Here is a 16,285-nt window from a genome sequence, read left to right on the forward strand (position 1 = left end):
TAGGTTCTGATAATCAGCCTCATATTCTTGATTTAAGTTCTCAAGAGGTTGATACCTTTGTATTAGAAAATATTGATCCAGTTAGTAAGAATATAATTAATTATGTTTACTTCGGAGAAGCAGCTATTACTGAGTGGCAGAAAGCAAATCCTAAATTCGCTGATGAACCTAAGAAGTATATGAAGGCTACTGATGCTGGTGGTGTTGTTATCGATGTAGTAGGTGCTGTATCTCAAAATTTCGAAGAGATTATTAAGCATGGGGATAACATTAAAAACTTGACAGAAGTTATTCAAAAAACTGAAGGTAACGTAACTGTTAAGGAAGTAGATGGAAAAATGGTAATTGAGTATATAGGTTCTGATAATCAGCCTCATATTCTTGATTTAAGTTCTCAAGAGGTTGATACGTTTATCCAAGAAGTAAAAGATACTACTGGAAAAGTAACAAACTATATCTATTATGGTGAGGCAGCTATTGCAACTTGGAAAAAAGCAAATCCTAAAAAAGCAGAAGATTATAAAGAGTTAATGAAACTTGCTGACGGAGGTGTTCTTATTGATGTAGTAGGTACAGTGGCTAACAACTTTGAAGAAATTATCAACCAAGGAGATAATGTTAAAAATTTAACAAATATTATTAATAAAGAAGGCGGTAATGTATTTGTTGAAGTAGACGGTAATGGTAAAACATATTTAGTTTATAAGGATAAAAATGGTGATAACCAGAAAGTCGATCTTTCAACTGTTGAAACACTTACTTTCATTAGAGATGTTAAGAAAAAACAAATCGTTAACAATGTAGAGATTGAGAAAGTTGTTGGTTATGTTTATTTCAGCGAAGAGGCTATAGCAACTTGGCAAAAAGCAAATCCTAAAAAAGCTGAGGATTACCAAACTGAGATGAAAGATACTGATGGTAAGGTAATCGATGTAATCGGAGCTGTATCTCAAAACTTTGAAGAGATTATTAATCAAGGAGACAATATCTCTTATATTACTCAAGCTAAAGGCAATGTTACTGTTAAAGTTGAGGGAGATAAAACGTTCTTAGTTTATAAAGACGATAAAGATATAGAACAAAAAGTTGATTTAAGTTCTAATGAAACATTGACATTTATTAGAGATGTTAAGAAAACAGTAAAAGTTGATGGTAAGGATGTAGAGAAGGTTGTAGGTTATGTTTATTTCAGCGAAGAAGCTATAGCAATTTGGAAAAAAGATAATGCAGGCTTAGTTGATGTTAATAAGTATAAAGAGCTTATGAAAGATAGTGATGGTAAGGTGATCGATGTTGTAGGTGCTGTATCTCAAAACTTTGAAGAAATTATCAACCAAGGAGATAACATTACGCATTTAACTAAAGTAATTGAGAAAACTAAAGGAAGTGTTTCTGTAGAAGATAGAAAAGGTAAATTAGTTCTAGTTTATGTTGATGAGAATGGAAACAAAGAAGAGTTTGATTTAAGTACTCAAGAAACAGAGACTTTTGTGAGAGTTGTACCAGGAAAAGATAGTAAAGGAAATGCTATTAATCTTAAGTATGTTTATTTTAACGAAGCTAAGATAGCTGCATGGCTAAAAGCTAATCCAGGCAAGGATTATAAAGCAGATATGCCTGAATCAGAAGGTACTGTAATCGATGTATTAACTGATGTTACTAATAACTTAGGGGACATTATACAAAAAAGTGGGGATGTATTCAATAATATTTTGAATGAGCATTTAACTCAAGGTGGTACTGTTTACTACGGTAAAATTGATGGTAAAGCTGATGATGTTCTTTATTCAATTGTGAAAGATGCAAATGGAAAAGAAGAGAAGAAGTTGATTGATTTAAGTAAAACTATCAAAGAGATTCTTAGTACAGAGAATAATGAATTAATTACAGAACTTAAAGAAGCTGTTAGTTATGATATTACAAATGCTATAGCTGAAACAAATATTAAGTTTGGTGGTAAAGTCGTAAGCACTTTCTCTAGTATTGCTCAGGTTAAACTAAATGATGCTGAAATTCTTGGAGTTGAAGCTCCAGAAGGATTAGGTAGAGCAGATATTAATGTTTTTGACATTAAATTGTATACTAATGCAGGTAAATTAGTTACTGTAGGAATTACTGATATTAAGTATGATAACAGAAGTGGATTACTTGGTTTTACTTTAGGTAGTGGAGATATTTATACTCCAATAGCTGCAGGAGATTATAAAGTTGTAGTTTACTTTACTAAGTAATAACTTATAATAAAGAGTAGTAAAAAGCCTCTAGACAATGTCTAGAGGCTTTCTCTTTGAAAAGATAAAGGTCTTAAGAATGTTTCTTAAGACCTTTATTGTATTATTTAACTTGGTAAGTACCTATCGGAGTTGTGTAGTCTTTATAAATGAAATCTACTCTACCACTACCTGCATCTTTAGGAATTTCAAAGTGTACTTCTGTTGGTGTTACTTTAAAAATATAGGCTGGAGTAGGAGTGTCTGATGCTCCAGGTTGTAATGCACGAGTTCCTTTTTCAGCATTTGTTTTTTTACTTGGTAATTTTTTAGTAAAATTGATTGTGTATTCTCCAGTTTTACTTTCATCAAAACCTTTTCCTGTTAAAATAGCTGTACCGCCAGGTAGTTTATTAGAAAAGTCTACATTGTTTAGTTGCTCAGGGTATCCTGTAGGTTTTGGGTCATTCTTACTATTGTCATCACTAGAACAGCTTACAACGCTCAAAGAGATTGAGGTAATAAGGAATAAAAAAAGTTTTTTCATAAAATTGATTAGTTAATTGTTTAGTACTCTAAAGTAGTACCTTTTTTAATTCTAACAAATTATTATATATTTTTTATTAGTTCATTTAGGATTGAATTTAATCCTTCTGAAGCAGTGTTTTTAAGAACTGTTAGTTCACAAGGTGTATGTTGTACTAATGCAGGGTTAGTGTCTATATAATAAGCGTGAGCATCTGATCTAGCGTAAGATATTAGCGAGGCTGCAGGGTATACTTGCATGGAGGTGCCTATGATGATGATGATGTCTGCTTCTGCTACTAAAGGAATAGCTCTTTCTAACTCAGGAACCATTTCTCCAAACCAAACTATATGAGGCCTTAAGGAGTGGCCTAATTCGTTAGAATCATCTGCTAGGAGATCTTTTGTCCAAGGGTATATTAGCGTTTCGTCTTGTTCGCTACGCACTTTCAATAGCTCTCCATGTAAATGAATAATATTAGTAGATCCTGCACGTTCGTGAAGATCGTCTACATTCTGAGTGATGATACTTACATTATAGTATTGTTCTAATTGACTTAAAATATAGTGAGCTTTATTCGGTTGACAACTTAAGAGTTGGCGTCTTCTATCGTTATAGAATTGTAAGACGAGTTCTTTGTTTTGTTGCCACCCTTGTGGTGAGGCTACTTCCATGACATCATGTCCTTCCCATAAGCCATCCGCATCTCTGAATGTTTTAATACCACTCTCAGCACTCATTCCTGCGCCTGAAAGGATGACTAACTTTTTTTCCATAATATTCTTACCTTTGCAATTGTCTAAAAAATAAATATATAATGAATATTTCAAATAAGCTATTTCAGGACGTTGATTATTTAGAATACTTAGAGACTTTCTTGACAGAAAATAGAGTGGAACGTTTTAAAGAAGTTTTAAAGAATCGTACCAATCATTTTACGGTTGTAGCTGAAGATGTGTATCAATTACATAATACGAGTGCTGTAATGCGTAGTTGTGAAGTTTTTGGTATACAAGACTTGCATGTTATAGAACAAAAGTTTGGAAAGCGTATAGATAAAGAAATAGCGTTAGGTGCTGAGAAATGGGTAGATATTCACCGTTATGCTTCTATACCTACAGCCATTGAAGATATTAGAAAAAAAGGGTATCAGATTGTTGCAACTACTCCCCATGTAGAAGCAAATCATTTAGAGGACTTTGATATTAGTAAACCTTCTGCTATATTCTTTGGAACTGAAAAAAATGGATTGTCTCCTGAGATTATAGAACAAGCAGATGCTTATATTAAAATACCGATGGTCGGCTTTACTGAAAGTTTAAATATATCTGTATCAGCTGCGATTATTATTCAGAATTTGACAACTAGAGTGAGAAAATCTGATATAGATTGGAGATTAACTGAAGACGAAATTTTAGCAAAGAGAATAGATTGGGCTAGAAAATCTATAAAGGATATTGATTTTGTAACAGAACGTTATTTAGAATCTAAGCAATAATATAAAACAAAAAACTCCTTCAATTGAAGGAGTTTATGTTTTATACAAGTGATATTATTTAAGTACTAGGATTGCTCTTTTTGCGCAGCTTCATATTAATAAACTCTACAGCTAGCGAGAAAGCAATAGCAAAATATAAATAACCTTTCGGTACAGCTCCTATTTCTTGACCAGCTAGTACGGCATGTGAAATATGCATACTTTCTGTAGTAAGCATGAATCCAATAAGTATTAAGAATGAAAGAGCAAGAATCTGAATAGAAGGGTTCTTATTCACAAAGTTACCTACAGGTATAGCAAATAACATCATCACTCCAACAGAAACGATAACTGCAGCAATCATAATGTATAGCGCACCTTGTAAGCCATTAGTCATACCTACAGCTGTTAGAATACTATCAACAGAGAATATAATATCAATCATTAAGATTTGCATGATAATATTGCTAAATGATTTAGTAGCTATTTTTTTTGCACTAGGAGCCTCATCTATAGGGTGATGATCATGAACGTGAGCCACCTTTTCGTGTATCTCTTTGGTCGATTTATAAATCAAGAAGATTCCTCCTCCTAATAATATTAAAGCTTGCCCATTGAAGTCTGCGCTAAACCAACTCCAATTGATACTGAATAAAGGTTTTTTCATAGCGATAAGCCATGTAACACCAAATAGTAATGCAATACGCATAAACATGGCTAAAAACAGCCCTATTTTTGTTGCTTTTTTTCGTTGTTCTTCAGGTAATTTTCCTGTGACAATAGAAATGAAGATGACATTGTCTATTCCTAATACAATTTCTAAGAATGTCAATGTAATAAATGCTACTATAGCATCTGCAGTTAAAAATACTTCCATAGTATTTAGTTGTGGATTAGATTATAAATCAGCTATTTTTTTAATAGTTCCTCTTTCTCTTCTAGCATCTCCTACATATCCGTATTCGAAAGTACATAGATCTCCATCTGTAGTAATTATCTTAATACTAACAGGTTTTTTATCAGCCATGGTTTTAGGATTGAGCTTCTCTAAGATAAATTCACAATCGTTTACCCAGCGGATAGCTGCACTATCTGTTTTACCTTCGAATGTTTCTATCTCTAGTTCTTCTGTTCTTACGAAAGTAGAAACTTTCTTTTCACCATTAATTTCGGCAGTAAATTCAAATTTACCTGTTTTAAATTTAGCACAGTTTCTTTCTTGATTATAACAAGAGGCTAATAAAAATAAAAAAGGTAAAAAGTAAAGTAGTTTAGTTTTCATGATTTTAATTTCCAAAAAGTGATTTTATAATAGTTTTTAATCCTTTAAAAAACAATAGCATAGAGCTTAAGCATATCAAGCATCCTAATATAAGTATAGGATAGAACAAGGGATGGGCTTGATTTTTTAAAGAACTATGAATAACAATAGGTCCTAAAAACATAAGGGGTAAAGTAATCATTAAATATTTTACACCTTTGCTTAATAGTTTTCGATCAGTTTGTTGTTCTTCCATTATTTATTTGATTTAAAGCTTTCTATCGCTAGGCGTACATTCTGATGTTTGTCTAAAAGTTCTTTAGCGATAGTGTAGTCTATATTTAATTCATTTATAATCATTTGTATTCCTCTTTCTTGTAATTTAGCATTGGTCATTTTCATATCGACCATTTTATTGCCTTTTACTCGACCAATTTGTATCATGCTACTGGTTGAGATCATATTTAGAACTAGTTTTTGGGCAGTACCTGCTTTCATGCGTGAACTACCTGTTACAAATTCTGGACCTACGATTACCTCTATGGGATAATCAGCTACTTTAGAAAGAGGACTTAGAGGATTACAAGTTATACAGCTTGTAGTAATATTATTTTTTTGACATTGTTCTAATGCTTTAATTACATAGGGAGTAGTACCTGATGCAGCGATACCAATGACAATATCTTTTGGATTGACATTGTATTGTTGTAAATCTACCCAACCTTGTAAAGGATTGTCTTCTGCATTTTCTACAGCATGTCTAATGGCGTGATCTCCACCAGCTATGATTCCTATAACTAAATCAGGTGATACTCCATAAGTAGGGGGGCATTCTGAGGCATCCAAGATTCCTAACCGTCCTGAAGTACCAGCTCCAATATAAAATAACCTTCCTCCACTTTGTAATTTAGAAACAACTGCTGTAACTGTAACTTCTATTTGAGGGATTGCTTTTTCAACAGCTAAGGGAACAGAAATGTCTTCTTGATTGATATTAGACAATAATTCATGAATAGACATTTTGTCTAGGTTATCATAATTAGAAGATTGTTCTGTAATTTTTATAAAACTCACTTTGAATAGTTTTTAAAAAAAGTATGAACACAAAAGTAAACAAAATAGTTTACTAACCCTTATTTATGTAGTTGTACAACGGTATAATTTTATGCCAAAAAAGTAGATAATTAGAGAGGAATGATTTCTATAAAATTATATTTATGTTTTTATTAAGCTAGGTAAGTGTTTCTTTACTAAAGAATAAGGGATATTTTTATATTATTAGTTTTAAAATGATAAAAGAATACTGGTGAATAATTTTTTGTGTTGTAAGAAATGAATTACTTTTGCAGAGAGTAAACTGCCTTATCGCTACTTTCAGTAATGAAAATAGAGGAAAGTCTGGACACCATAGGGAGGCATAATGGGTAACGCCCATCCTTGGCTTGCCAAGAGGACAAGTGCAACAGAAAGTATGTACAGGTAATGCTGTAGTGAAACCAGGTAAACTCTATGCGGTGAAATGTCATGTATATTTAGCGTTTGAGGGTTCCCGCCCGATGCTTTAGGGGTAGGCAGATAGAGCTATCGAGTAATTGATAGCCGGGATAAATGATAAGGGGGTACTTCGGTACTTACAGAATCCGGCTTATAGGTTTACTCTTTATTTTTAGTATCTAATAGGTACTAAAAAAGGACTATTATCTTAGATAATAGTCCTTTTTTTATATGTTAGTATGATATTTATTCATCATCGTCTTCTTCATCCTCATCTTCTAGTTCGTATTCAAAGAAGGTAAATACAGATCCACCATAGTTTTTTTCGAAAGAGAAATGTTCTAAGTGATCCATTTTGGTGAACTTAGAGTGTTCTATAACAACCATACCTTGTTCATCTACAAGCCCTTTCTCAAAAATATCCTTAAGTATTTTCTCAAATTGTTCTTGGGTAAAATCATAAGGAGGATCAGCAAACACAATATCATAAGAAGCTTGATGCTTCTCTATAAATTTAAATACGTCTGACTTTAGTGGGATAATATTAAGGTCTAATTCTTTTGCAGTTTTTTTAATAAAGTTAACGCACCCCATATCACCATCTACACTTACGATAGATTCTGCTCCTCTAGAAGCAAATTCGTAACTGATATTTCCTGTACCTGCGAACAGGTCTAATATGGTTAGTTCACTAAAATTAAAGTGATTATTTAGAATGTTAAATAGAGATTCTTTACTCATATCCGTTGTAGGGCGGACAGGTAGATTTTTAGGGGGCGAAATACGTCTTCCTTTTAGTTTTCCTGATATAATTCTCATGAATGGAATAAAATGTAATATTGTTTAGGTACTTGATGATGTAATAATAAATCATCGCTAATAAAAAAATTATTATCTACTACATTGACTTCTCGAATGTAGGTATATGCTTGTTTGTAATAAGAGTCATCCGTATCTATTCTTCCCATCAAGTAGAGTGGAGTTGACTCTGTATTTAATTCTAATTGTTCATAAGTAAACAAGATGTAATAAATAAAATCTTGTGCTGTCTGATATTGAAATGAATTAAAGAATATCAATTCACCATTGCAAACGATTACTAATTCAAAATGATCTTTTTGTAAAAAAGCATAGACTTCTTTTTGAGTATTTTTACTTGACTTTTTAAGTAAAATCTCTACTAGTAATGTATTAATGTTGTGATAGGTAAAACTACCAAATTTATCAATTAAATAATTATTGATATTGACATAAGGAACATATACATTGTTAATAGGACTATTCTCTAATTCATCAAAAGCAAAGAAGTCTGTTGAGAATACCTTGGTTGAATATTGAAGGTAATGTCCCATAGAATCTTCATTAAAAAAATCTCTTGGAATAAATGTATTAAGTGTATTATCATGTAGTACAATTACTTCATTGTATTTTTCTGTTAATTCTATATGCTTTTGAAAAATTTTATCTAATTGTTCCTCTATAGATTTAGTTTGAGAGATAGCTTCAGATGCAAAGTGAGTAATCTCATGTGCTAATTTGTCTTTAATAGCAAAAGAGAATTTATTTAAAGAAACTTGTATTAAAAGTTTATGGTAATTCTTTGACATCGTGAGTTTAAAATATTATTTTATAATACATACAAAATTACACTTTTTTATTGCATTCTTCTAGTCAAGGGGTAAAAAGCTTAGTATCTTTGGAGCTAATATTAAAATTAAGGTTTCATAATTATGATAGACCAACAGTTTTACAAACTACTACGTCAAAAATTCCCATACGAATTAACATTAAAACAAGATGTTTTTCTTCAGAAGATTGCAGATTTTGTAACTAATGATCACCAAGATGAACTATTTGTGTTAAAGGGATATGCAGGTACAGGTAAAACTACTTTGTTGTCAACTGTGGTGAATGAATTAAGATGTGTTAACAAATTTTCTGTGATGCTTGCTCCTACAGGGCGTGCTGCTAAGGTGATTAGTAATTATTCCAATCGTTCTGCATTTACTATTCATAAAAATATATATTATCCAAAGCCAAGTAAAGCAGGAGGTACTTTTCAGTATACTATGCGACACAATAGAAATCGAAATACGATATTTATAGTAGATGAGGCTTCTATGATTGGAGATGCAAGTGCAGGGGATACCTCTATGTATCCACATGGTTCTTTATTAGATGATTTAGTTTATTACGTGTATTCTGGTTTTAATTGTAAGTTGATATTGATAGGAGATACCGCTCAGTTACCTCCAGTAGGAATGAGTATTAGCCCAGCATTAGACATAGAGCAATTACGATTTAATTACGATATGGATATCCAACATATAGAATTAGACGAAGTAATGCGACAAGAGGTCGATTCAGGTATTTTATATAATGCAACAGAGTTGCGCTTGGCTATAGGATCTTATTTTGCTGATACTTTTCAGTTTCAATTACAAGGATTTAAAGATATTATTCGTCTAGTAGATGGTTATGATATTCAAGATGCCATCTATTCATCATATTCAAATAGTGGACCGGAGGAGACTACTTTTATTGTTCGATCAAATAAGAGAGCAAATGCATATAATCAACAGATTAGAGCTCGTATTTTAGATAAGGATAGTGAGATATCTGCCGGTGATTTACTAATGGTAGTTAAGAATAATTACTTCTGGCTTAAAGATTCTACTGTTACTGATTTTATAGCCAATGGTGATATTATTGAAGTTTTACAGATCTATAGAACCATAGAGTTATATGGGTTTAGATTTGCTTCCGTACGAATTAGAATGATTGACTATCCTGATATGGCTCCTTTTGATACCATGATTTTTTTAGATACTCTAACTAGTGAATCTCCTGCTCTAACATATGATCAGATGAACAAACTGTATAATGAAGTACTATTAGATTATGAGGATGAGATAACTAAGTATCGAAAAATGCAAAAATTAAAAGAAAATGAGTATTTCAATGCTTTACAGGTTAAGTTTGCATATGCTATTACTTGTCATAAGTCTCAAGGTGGGCAATGGGAAACAGTGTTTATTGAACAACCCTACTTACCTGATGGAATAACTGAAGATTACGTAAAATGGTTATATACAGCGATAACGCGTGCTAAAGATAGATTGTATTTAATAGGTTTTCAAGATGAATATTTTCTTCAAGATTAATAGACAAGATGGTGTAGCGTAACACAATTATTATTAACTTTATTTCGATTAAAAAAAAATATACATTAGTTTAGAAAATCTTTACTTTAAAGAAATATAAGTAGGGGAATATAGGTTGTGTACAACAGGTATTAAAATCTTTAAAACTAATATATGAGTTTTGATTTTGTTTATATTTATGAATGAGATAATAGTGTTCTGCTTGCACTTCTTAGCGGATTACTAGGAGAATTCTAGGGCTTTCCTCGCCCAGACGGTGTCTTTCTCGAAGAAATGTGCAAGAAACCCTCTAGCAATCCTCTAGCTAATCAGTACATAACTGTCTTTAGTCACTTAATACATACTGATTAGAAAGAATTTTCTTATGTAATTGTAAAAAACTAATTGTTAATCGAACTCAGGTTATTAACAACAACATAGTATATTTGAATATTAAAAATATTAGAATGAAAGTTATAGCAGTAATACCAGCTCGATACGCGTCAACACGTTTTCCAGCAAAGTTAATGAAGGATTTGGCAGGGAAAACTATTATCCGTCGTACTTATGAAGCAACATTAGCAACAGGGCTTTTTGACAATGTATTTGTAGCTACAGACTCAGAATTGATTTACAATGAAATTATTAATCATGGAGGAAAAGCGGTGATGAGTGTTAAAGAGCACGAGAGTGGAAGTGATCGTATAGCTGAAGCTGTAAAAGATATAGAAGCAGATATCGTTATTAACGTACAAGGGGATGAACCTTTCGTAAGTAAAGAGAATTTAGTGAAGTTAATTGATATATTTCAAAAGGATCAGGACAAACAAGTAGACTTAGCTTCTTTAATGACACCAATTGATGAATGGAGTACGATAGAGAACCCTAATAATGTAAAAGTAGTTGTAGATGATACTAATACAGCATTATATTTTTCTCGTTCTGTAATTCCTTATCCTAGAGATAAAGAGGTGAAAGTACAGTACTATCAACATATAGGAGTATATGCTTTTAGAAAAGAAGCTTTGCTTGAGTTTACAACTTTGCCAATGAAGTTTTTAGAGGCTTCTGAGAAGTTAGAACAGTTGAGATACTTAGAGTATGGAAAACGTATTAAAATGGCAGAAACAAAACATCTAGGTATAGGAATAGATACGCCAGATGATCTAGAAAGAGCTAAGCAAATCATAGCGGATAACCCGGAATTGAGATAAAAGAAAGAGGCTTGAAAGTAATTTTATTTTCAAGCCTATTTTTTTATATGGTAGAATCGATTATTTCTTCTTTGTTTTTTGTTTCAGTATTTACTTCCTGAGTATGATTGCTGTTTACATTGTTTTGATAAACAGGAGCTGGGATAGTAACTTCTTTTTTCACAATAGGAACTTTGATTATAGTTTCCCATTCTGCTGCTAATCTAGAGTCAATAACAGACTTCTTTAACAGTAAGATAATAGGTTCTTCTGGTATAATGTTTAATTCCTTATCACTAATTTCTGTTCTTGTTTTACGCATTGCTTCTGGTAAGAATGTGTAATAACCGATTAGTGTTGATTCAAAATAACTTTGTTTATCGAGTTTGTCTATTTTATATTTTTCTTCTTCGTTTAAGTATATATTTCCTTTGATAGGTAAGGCAAATCGGTAAGTAAGTGTATTTTGTGCTTTCGAATTATTTAATATCAGATATGGGTCTCCTGCTATATCTATTTGATTAGTAGAGCAGAAATTAGTTAGATCATTATTTAGGGAAAGCAAGTCTTCGTTTAATGTACCTATAGAAGAAGAAGCTTCTAAATATAGATACTCAATGCTAGGAGTTGATTTGATAGTGTCTAATATTACTTCATATTCTTTATATTGTTTGATAAAATAAACAATGAATGCATCTATATTTTTGTTAATGCTATTAGTAGCCACTTGATTTGGTGTTCCTTTAAAAAAGGAAGTAAACTTAGTTTGTAAATCTAAGGTACCATTAAGCGTAAATGTGATTTGGGTCTTATTTTGTTGACCTTTTAATCTCCAGACAATATTTGAAATTTTGTTGTCATTTAAAATATCTTGAGACAAACTATCGTATGGGTGGCTATATTCAGCTCTTATATGATATGACCCTAAATTTTCTAACTCTATTTGATAAGTACCATTATTGGACTTTTGAGATTTCATCCAATCAGTCCAATTGTCTAAATCATTGATATAATTATAGACTATCTCCTTTGGAGCATCCACAGTGAAAGTTCTTTCTACTTTATATTCAGGACTTTGAGTAAGTATGAATACGAAAAGAGAAACCAGTGCTAATAGTAGTAAAAGAGAGAAATACTTTAGAATTTTCATAACAATTTAGAGCTATAATGATTTACTTCAAAAAGTTTTTTAAAATAAATAAAGAACCTATAAATGATAAAAAGGCAACTAGTACCCACAATCTATTTTTGTAATAGATACGATGTAGTTTTATATCTTTTCTGTACATAATAATCATTACAATGGTAAAAGTAATAATAAAGAATATAGCAAACTTAAGTTGTCCAGGTGTAAACATAATTAATTTTTAGCAAAAATAGTCAAAAGAGTTAGATTGTAGATAAAAAAAACGGCAGAATTACTGCCGTTTTTTAATAAGGTAAAAGAACTTTTAGATTAGATTTTTTCTGTCCATCCAAAAGTATCTTCAATATTCTTTTGTTGAATTCCTTGAAGAGCTGTTTTTAATTGGATTGCAAAAGAATTTTCATCTGATACTTCTGGTAATCCATAGTAGTTATCTTGGAAAGCAAATCCTTCGATTTGTCCTACTGTAACAGCAGTTCCTGCTCCGAAGATTTCTTTTAATTCTCCTTTAGCATGTGCATCTAATAAATCTTGAACAACGATAGATTTTACCTCTACGTTAATTCCTTTGCTTTTAGCGATGTCTAACAAACTTTTTCTAGTAACACCATCCAAGATTCTTTCACTAGTAGGAGCAGTGATTAAAGTATCTCCAATTCTGAAGAATACATTCATAGTACCCGCTTCTTCTAGTTTAGTATGAGTAGCATCATCTGTCCAGATTACTTGTTGGTATCCTGCTTCTTGAGCTAATTTAGTTGGGTAGAATTGTCCAGCATAGTTACCAGAACATTTAGTGTAACCAACACCACCATTAGCAGCACGGCTATAGTGTTCAGCGATTTGAACTTTTACTTTTCCTGAGTAGTAAGTACGTGCAGGAGAACAAATGATGCAGAACATAAATTCGCTAGATGGTCCAGCTACTACACCTTCATGAGTTCCGATCATAAAAGGACGAATGTATAACGCATTTCCTTGTCCTTGTTTAACCCAATCTCTATCTAGGTTGATTAGAGCTTTTAAGCCATCTACGAATCTTTCTTCGTCTATATGTGGCATAGCCATACGCTCTGCTGATTTGTTGAAACGAGCCCAGTTCTCACGTGGACGGAATAACCATACATCTTCATTTGCATCTTTGTATGCTTTCATTCCTTCAAAGATAGCTTGTCCATAGTGGAACACATTTGTTGAAGGTGCAAAAGACATTGGCCCATAAGGTTTGATTTCTACTTGTCCCCATTTACCATCTTTGTAGTGGCAAACTAGCATATGGTCAGTAAATACAGAACCGAACTTCAGATTTTCGAAGTCAACTGATGCTATTTTTGATTTTTCTACTTTCTCAATAGAAAAAAGGTTGTTTGTTTGTAAACTCATTTCTTATAATGTTTTTTTAATTGTCTGTTTGAACTTATGCTTGCAATGTAACAAAAAAGCAATACATTACAAAATTATCAAAAAAAGTCCATTAAAATAGTTCGTTGTTGAACTTTATCTAAAATGATGTGATAAATATTGTTTAATCGAAATTTTTTACTGAATTTATCATAATCGATATAAGATGTTTAAATAAAGTATTTGTTTTTGGTGTTTTTTTTTGACTTATTTTTGATGTAATATATAATCTTAGTTTATCATGAATAGAATAATTGCTTGTTTAAGTTTAGTGGCCTTGGTTTTTATGGGATGTAAAAAACAAGAGAATAAAGAAGGAACTTCTCTAGTAGAAGTTAAGAAAAACTATGAATATTTTGGAGATAGTATCGTGATGAAAGAGGTACTGTCCAAAGAAACAATGTTAGAGAAGTATCAAAATCTTAAAGAAGGAGATACTATCAAAGTACAATTTGAAACAACAATTAATGATGTATGTCAGAAGAAAGGTTGTTGGATGAATGTAGAGTTACCGGGAGAAAAGAAAGGTTTTGTTCGTTTTACAGATTATGGGTTCTTTGCTCCTATGAATGCGGCTGGGCATGAAGTTATAGTAGATGGTAAGGCTTTTGTTTCTGTAGTTTCTGTAGATGAGCTAAAACATTATGCTAAAGATGCTGGTAAATCTGAAGAAGAAATAGCAGCTATTACAGAACCTAAGATTACTTATGCATTTACAGCAGATGGTATTGCTATTAATAAAGATAAGTAATAGAAAGTGAGAAGTAAATCAATATTGTGTCTTATTTTATTAGGATTCACGGTTTTGTTATCTTGTAAAAATGAGATTAAACAAATAGAAGAGACTAAAGAATTGATGGTGAAAGACACACTCGCATTTAAAATGTATAATATGGCTCCAATGGCTTCTCTTATGGAAGAAATGTATGCTCAAGGAGTGTTTTTGAAGGCTGAGATAGAACAAGGAAACAAAGAATTGGGATCTTTGCCTGAGAAACATAAGGATATACTTACAGCTAAGATGACAGATCCTAGTGATAGAGATATGTTTTTCACTGAGCAAGCAGAGCAGTATTTAAAGTTAGAGCAGACCCTCTATCAAGAGAATCAAGGAGATAAGATCCAGCAGTTTAATGATATGATAAACTCATGTTTAGCATGTCATCAGAAGAAATGTGGTGGGCCTATTCCTCGAATTAAAAAATTATTGATACAGTGAAAAGAAAAATAGTGACAACCTCAGATGGTTCTACATCTATTGAAATAGAGGAATGGGGAGAAACGTATCATTCTATTCATGGCGCGATTCAGGAAGCAAGACATGTCTATATAGAAAGAGGTTTTGATAAGATAGAGAAACCTACTATTAAGGTATTAGAAATGGGGTTTGGTACAGGACTAAATGCTTTTTTAACACTAGTAGAGGCTAGAAGAAAGGGGAAAATAGTAGAGTATCACAGTATAGAAGCTTTTCCAGTGACAGAACTAGAAAGCGCGGCATTAGATTTTAGTGCTTTATATGACAGAGATGGAGATGATATGTTGTTTAAACAAATGCATCACTGTATTTGGGATGTATCACATGAGGTTACAGTAGAGTTTACGTTGCATAAGATCCATAGTACCTTTGAAGAAGCAGTAGTCAATCAGTCTTATTTTGACGTTGTTTATTTTGATGTCTTTGGATATCAGTTTCAGCCTGACTTATGGTCAGTAGAGATATTTAAGAAGGTTTATGCTGCATTAGGAGATACAGGTGTTTTAGCTACTTATGCTTGTAGAGGACCAATTAAAAGAGCGATGAAAGAAGTTGGTTTTACAATAGAGAAGGCGTCTGGACCTCCTGGTAAAAGAGAGATGTTAATAGGATATAAACGTTAATCTACTTCCATAAAATGACAAAAAAGAAAAATGTACTGTCAGTTGGAGATTTATTTAATCCTGAAAAATAGTGGTTATTTATTTGAATTTAGATTAACACTAATGTATTTTTTTAGTTTTTTTGTGGTTATTTTTTTGTTATTCTAGTATTAATTTTGTGTAATTAAATGTCTTTTAAGGTTAAGGCTTGTGTTATGTTTTTTATTTTAACATAAAGTGTGTAAGTTTGTTCGTAGAAAAAGAAAAAAATAATAGTTATGAACAAACGAATGATGTTTGAGTACACTACTCATGTACTTAAAAATGTCAGTTTTGATTCCGCCTTGTTTTCTAAAGAATTAGAAAAAGCAATGCATACATTATTACCTTATGATTTAGGACAATTAATGATTTGGGTTAATGAATTTTTAAAAGGACAACCTAATCTTAGAGCTGAATTAGCTTTATTAAACAGTGAAATAATAGAAGAGCTTGCCTACGCATAAGGCAAGCTTTTTTTGTTAATATGATAATTTGGTTCTTAAAAACGACTCATTGAGTTTTTAATTTATA

The 16,285-nt window shown here is 31.8% G+C and carries 19 protein-coding genes and 1 other RNA gene; 9 read left to right on the forward strand and 11 right to left on the reverse strand.

The window, feature by feature from the left end:
• On the forward strand, positions 1-2,231 hold a 2,231-nt coding region (locus AABL85_RS09610), incomplete at its 5' end, for a hypothetical protein (protein WP_341309933.1).
• A gap of 103 nt (positions 2,232-2,334) precedes the next feature.
• On the opposite strand, the gene AABL85_RS09615 is transcribed toward AABL85_RS09610, so the two are convergent.
• Together AABL85_RS09615 and AABL85_RS09620 are read right to left on the reverse strand one after the other, a co-directional pair.
• The gene (locus tag AABL85_RS09615; RefSeq protein WP_341309934.1) at positions 2,335-2,757 is read right to left on the reverse strand and encodes a hypothetical protein; all 423 of its coding nucleotides are present in this window, start codon (positions 2,755-2,757) and stop codon (positions 2,335-2,337) included.
• Between the two features lie 62 nt (positions 2,758-2,819).
• A complete protein-coding gene (locus tag AABL85_RS09620; protein WP_341309935.1) occupies positions 2,820-3,512 on the reverse strand; it encodes an NAD-dependent deacylase in 693 nt (230 codons plus the stop codon).
• 41 nt (positions 3,513-3,553) lie between these two features.
• Between AABL85_RS09620 and AABL85_RS09625 the strand changes: the two genes are divergently transcribed.
• Complete coding sequence (locus tag AABL85_RS09625; RefSeq protein ID WP_286395844.1) at positions 3,554-4,234, forward strand: TrmH family RNA methyltransferase; 681 nt, start codon at positions 3,554-3,556, stop codon at positions 4,232-4,234.
• 58 nt (positions 4,235-4,292) lie between these two features.
• On the opposite strand, the gene AABL85_RS09630 is transcribed toward AABL85_RS09625, so the two are convergent.
• From AABL85_RS09630 to murQ, 4 genes are read right to left on the reverse strand one after another with little or no spacing between them, the layout of a single operon-like run.
• The gene (locus AABL85_RS09630) at positions 4,293-5,090 is read right to left on the reverse strand and encodes a TerC family protein (protein ID WP_286395846.1); all 798 of its coding nucleotides are present in this window, start codon (positions 5,088-5,090) and stop codon (positions 4,293-4,295) included.
• 21 nt (positions 5,091-5,111) lie between these two features.
• Positions 5,112-5,495 (reverse strand): DNA topoisomerase IV, encoded by a 384-nt coding sequence (locus tag AABL85_RS09635; RefSeq protein ID WP_286395848.1) that lies wholly within the window; start codon positions 5,493-5,495, stop codon positions 5,112-5,114.
• Between the two features lie 4 nt (positions 5,496-5,499).
• On the reverse strand, positions 5,500-5,730 hold the full coding sequence (locus tag AABL85_RS09640; RefSeq protein ID WP_286395850.1) for a DUF6095 family protein: 231 nt from the start codon (positions 5,728-5,730) through the stop codon (positions 5,500-5,502).
• The gene (gene murQ / locus AABL85_RS09645) at positions 5,730-6,548 is read right to left on the reverse strand and encodes an N-acetylmuramic acid 6-phosphate etherase (protein WP_341309936.1); all 819 of its coding nucleotides are present in this window, start codon (positions 6,546-6,548) and stop codon (positions 5,730-5,732) included. The genes AABL85_RS09640 and murQ overlap by 1 nt, the downstream gene beginning before the upstream one ends.
• A 275-nt stretch (positions 6,549-6,823) precedes the next feature.
• Here murQ and rnpB point away from each other — a divergent pair.
• An RNA gene (rnpB, locus tag AABL85_RS09650) (RNase P RNA component class A) lies at positions 6,824-7,138 on the forward strand.
• Between the two features lie 76 nt (positions 7,139-7,214).
• Here the strand turns inward: rnpB and AABL85_RS09655 are convergent.
• Positions 7,215-7,787: an RsmD family RNA methyltransferase gene (locus tag AABL85_RS09655; RefSeq protein WP_006258489.1), complete on the reverse strand. Its 573-nt coding sequence runs from the start codon at positions 7,785-7,787 to the stop codon at positions 7,215-7,217.
• Positions 7,784-8,575 carry a DUF3822 family protein gene (locus AABL85_RS09660; RefSeq protein ID WP_341309937.1) on the reverse strand — a complete coding sequence of 264 codons (792 nt, stop codon included), beginning with the start codon at positions 8,573-8,575 and terminating at the stop codon, positions 7,784-7,786. The genes AABL85_RS09655 and AABL85_RS09660 overlap by 4 nt, the downstream gene beginning before the upstream one ends.
• A gap of 123 nt (positions 8,576-8,698) precedes the next feature.
• Here AABL85_RS09660 and AABL85_RS09665 point away from each other — a divergent pair, with 123 nt between their 5' ends.
• Together AABL85_RS09665 and kdsB are read left to right on the forward strand one after the other, a co-directional pair.
• Entirely contained in the window at positions 8,699-10,132 is a 1,434-nt protein-coding gene (locus AABL85_RS09665) for an ATP-dependent DNA helicase (RefSeq protein ID WP_303261470.1), read from the forward strand.
• 446 nt (positions 10,133-10,578) lie between these two features.
• Entirely contained in the window at positions 10,579-11,325 is a 747-nt protein-coding gene (gene kdsB, locus AABL85_RS09670; RefSeq protein WP_303261469.1) for a 3-deoxy-manno-octulosonate cytidylyltransferase, read from the forward strand.
• A 43-nt stretch (positions 11,326-11,368) separates the two neighbouring features.
• On the opposite strand, the gene AABL85_RS09675 is transcribed toward kdsB, so the two are convergent.
• The 3 genes from AABL85_RS09675 to AABL85_RS09685 form a co-directional block, all read right to left on the reverse strand.
• Complete coding sequence (locus AABL85_RS09675) at positions 11,369-12,454, reverse strand: hypothetical protein (RefSeq protein WP_341309938.1); 1,086 nt, start codon at positions 12,452-12,454, stop codon at positions 11,369-11,371.
• A 22-nt stretch (positions 12,455-12,476) separates the two neighbouring features.
• Positions 12,477-12,662, reverse strand: a complete 186-nt coding sequence (locus AABL85_RS09680; protein ID WP_225600370.1) for a hypothetical protein — start codon at positions 12,660-12,662, stop codon at positions 12,477-12,479.
• 98 nt (positions 12,663-12,760) lie between these two features.
• Positions 12,761-13,834 (reverse strand): branched-chain amino acid aminotransferase, encoded by a 1,074-nt coding sequence (locus tag AABL85_RS09685; protein WP_286395863.1) that lies wholly within the window; start codon positions 13,832-13,834, stop codon positions 12,761-12,763.
• 259 nt (positions 13,835-14,093) lie between these two features.
• Between AABL85_RS09685 and AABL85_RS09690 the strand changes: the two genes are divergently transcribed.
• From AABL85_RS09690 to AABL85_RS09705, 4 genes are all read left to right on the forward strand, one after another.
• The gene (locus AABL85_RS09690; protein ID WP_425355292.1) at positions 14,094-14,603 is read left to right on the forward strand and encodes a DUF4920 domain-containing protein; all 510 of its coding nucleotides are present in this window, start codon (positions 14,094-14,096) and stop codon (positions 14,601-14,603) included.
• A gap of 6 nt (positions 14,604-14,609) precedes the next feature.
• Positions 14,610-15,071, forward strand: a complete 462-nt coding sequence (locus AABL85_RS09695) for a hypothetical protein (RefSeq protein ID WP_303261464.1) — start codon at positions 14,610-14,612, stop codon at positions 15,069-15,071.
• Entirely contained in the window at positions 15,068-15,733 is a 666-nt protein-coding gene (mnmD, locus tag AABL85_RS09700; protein WP_341309939.1) for a tRNA (5-methylaminomethyl-2-thiouridine)(34)-methyltransferase MnmD, read from the forward strand. Before AABL85_RS09695 ends, mnmD begins: the two co-directional genes overlap by 4 nt.
• A gap of 257 nt (positions 15,734-15,990) precedes the next feature.
• A complete protein-coding gene (locus tag AABL85_RS09705; protein ID WP_341309940.1) occupies positions 15,991-16,218 on the forward strand; it encodes a hypothetical protein in 228 nt (75 codons plus the stop codon).
• The last annotated feature ends 67 nt before the right edge of the window (positions 16,219-16,285 follow it).

The organism is Myroides odoratimimus, from assembly GCF_038039805.1.
GTDB classification, from domain to species: Bacteria; Bacteroidota; Bacteroidia; order Flavobacteriales; family Flavobacteriaceae; genus Flavobacterium; species Flavobacterium odoratimimum_B.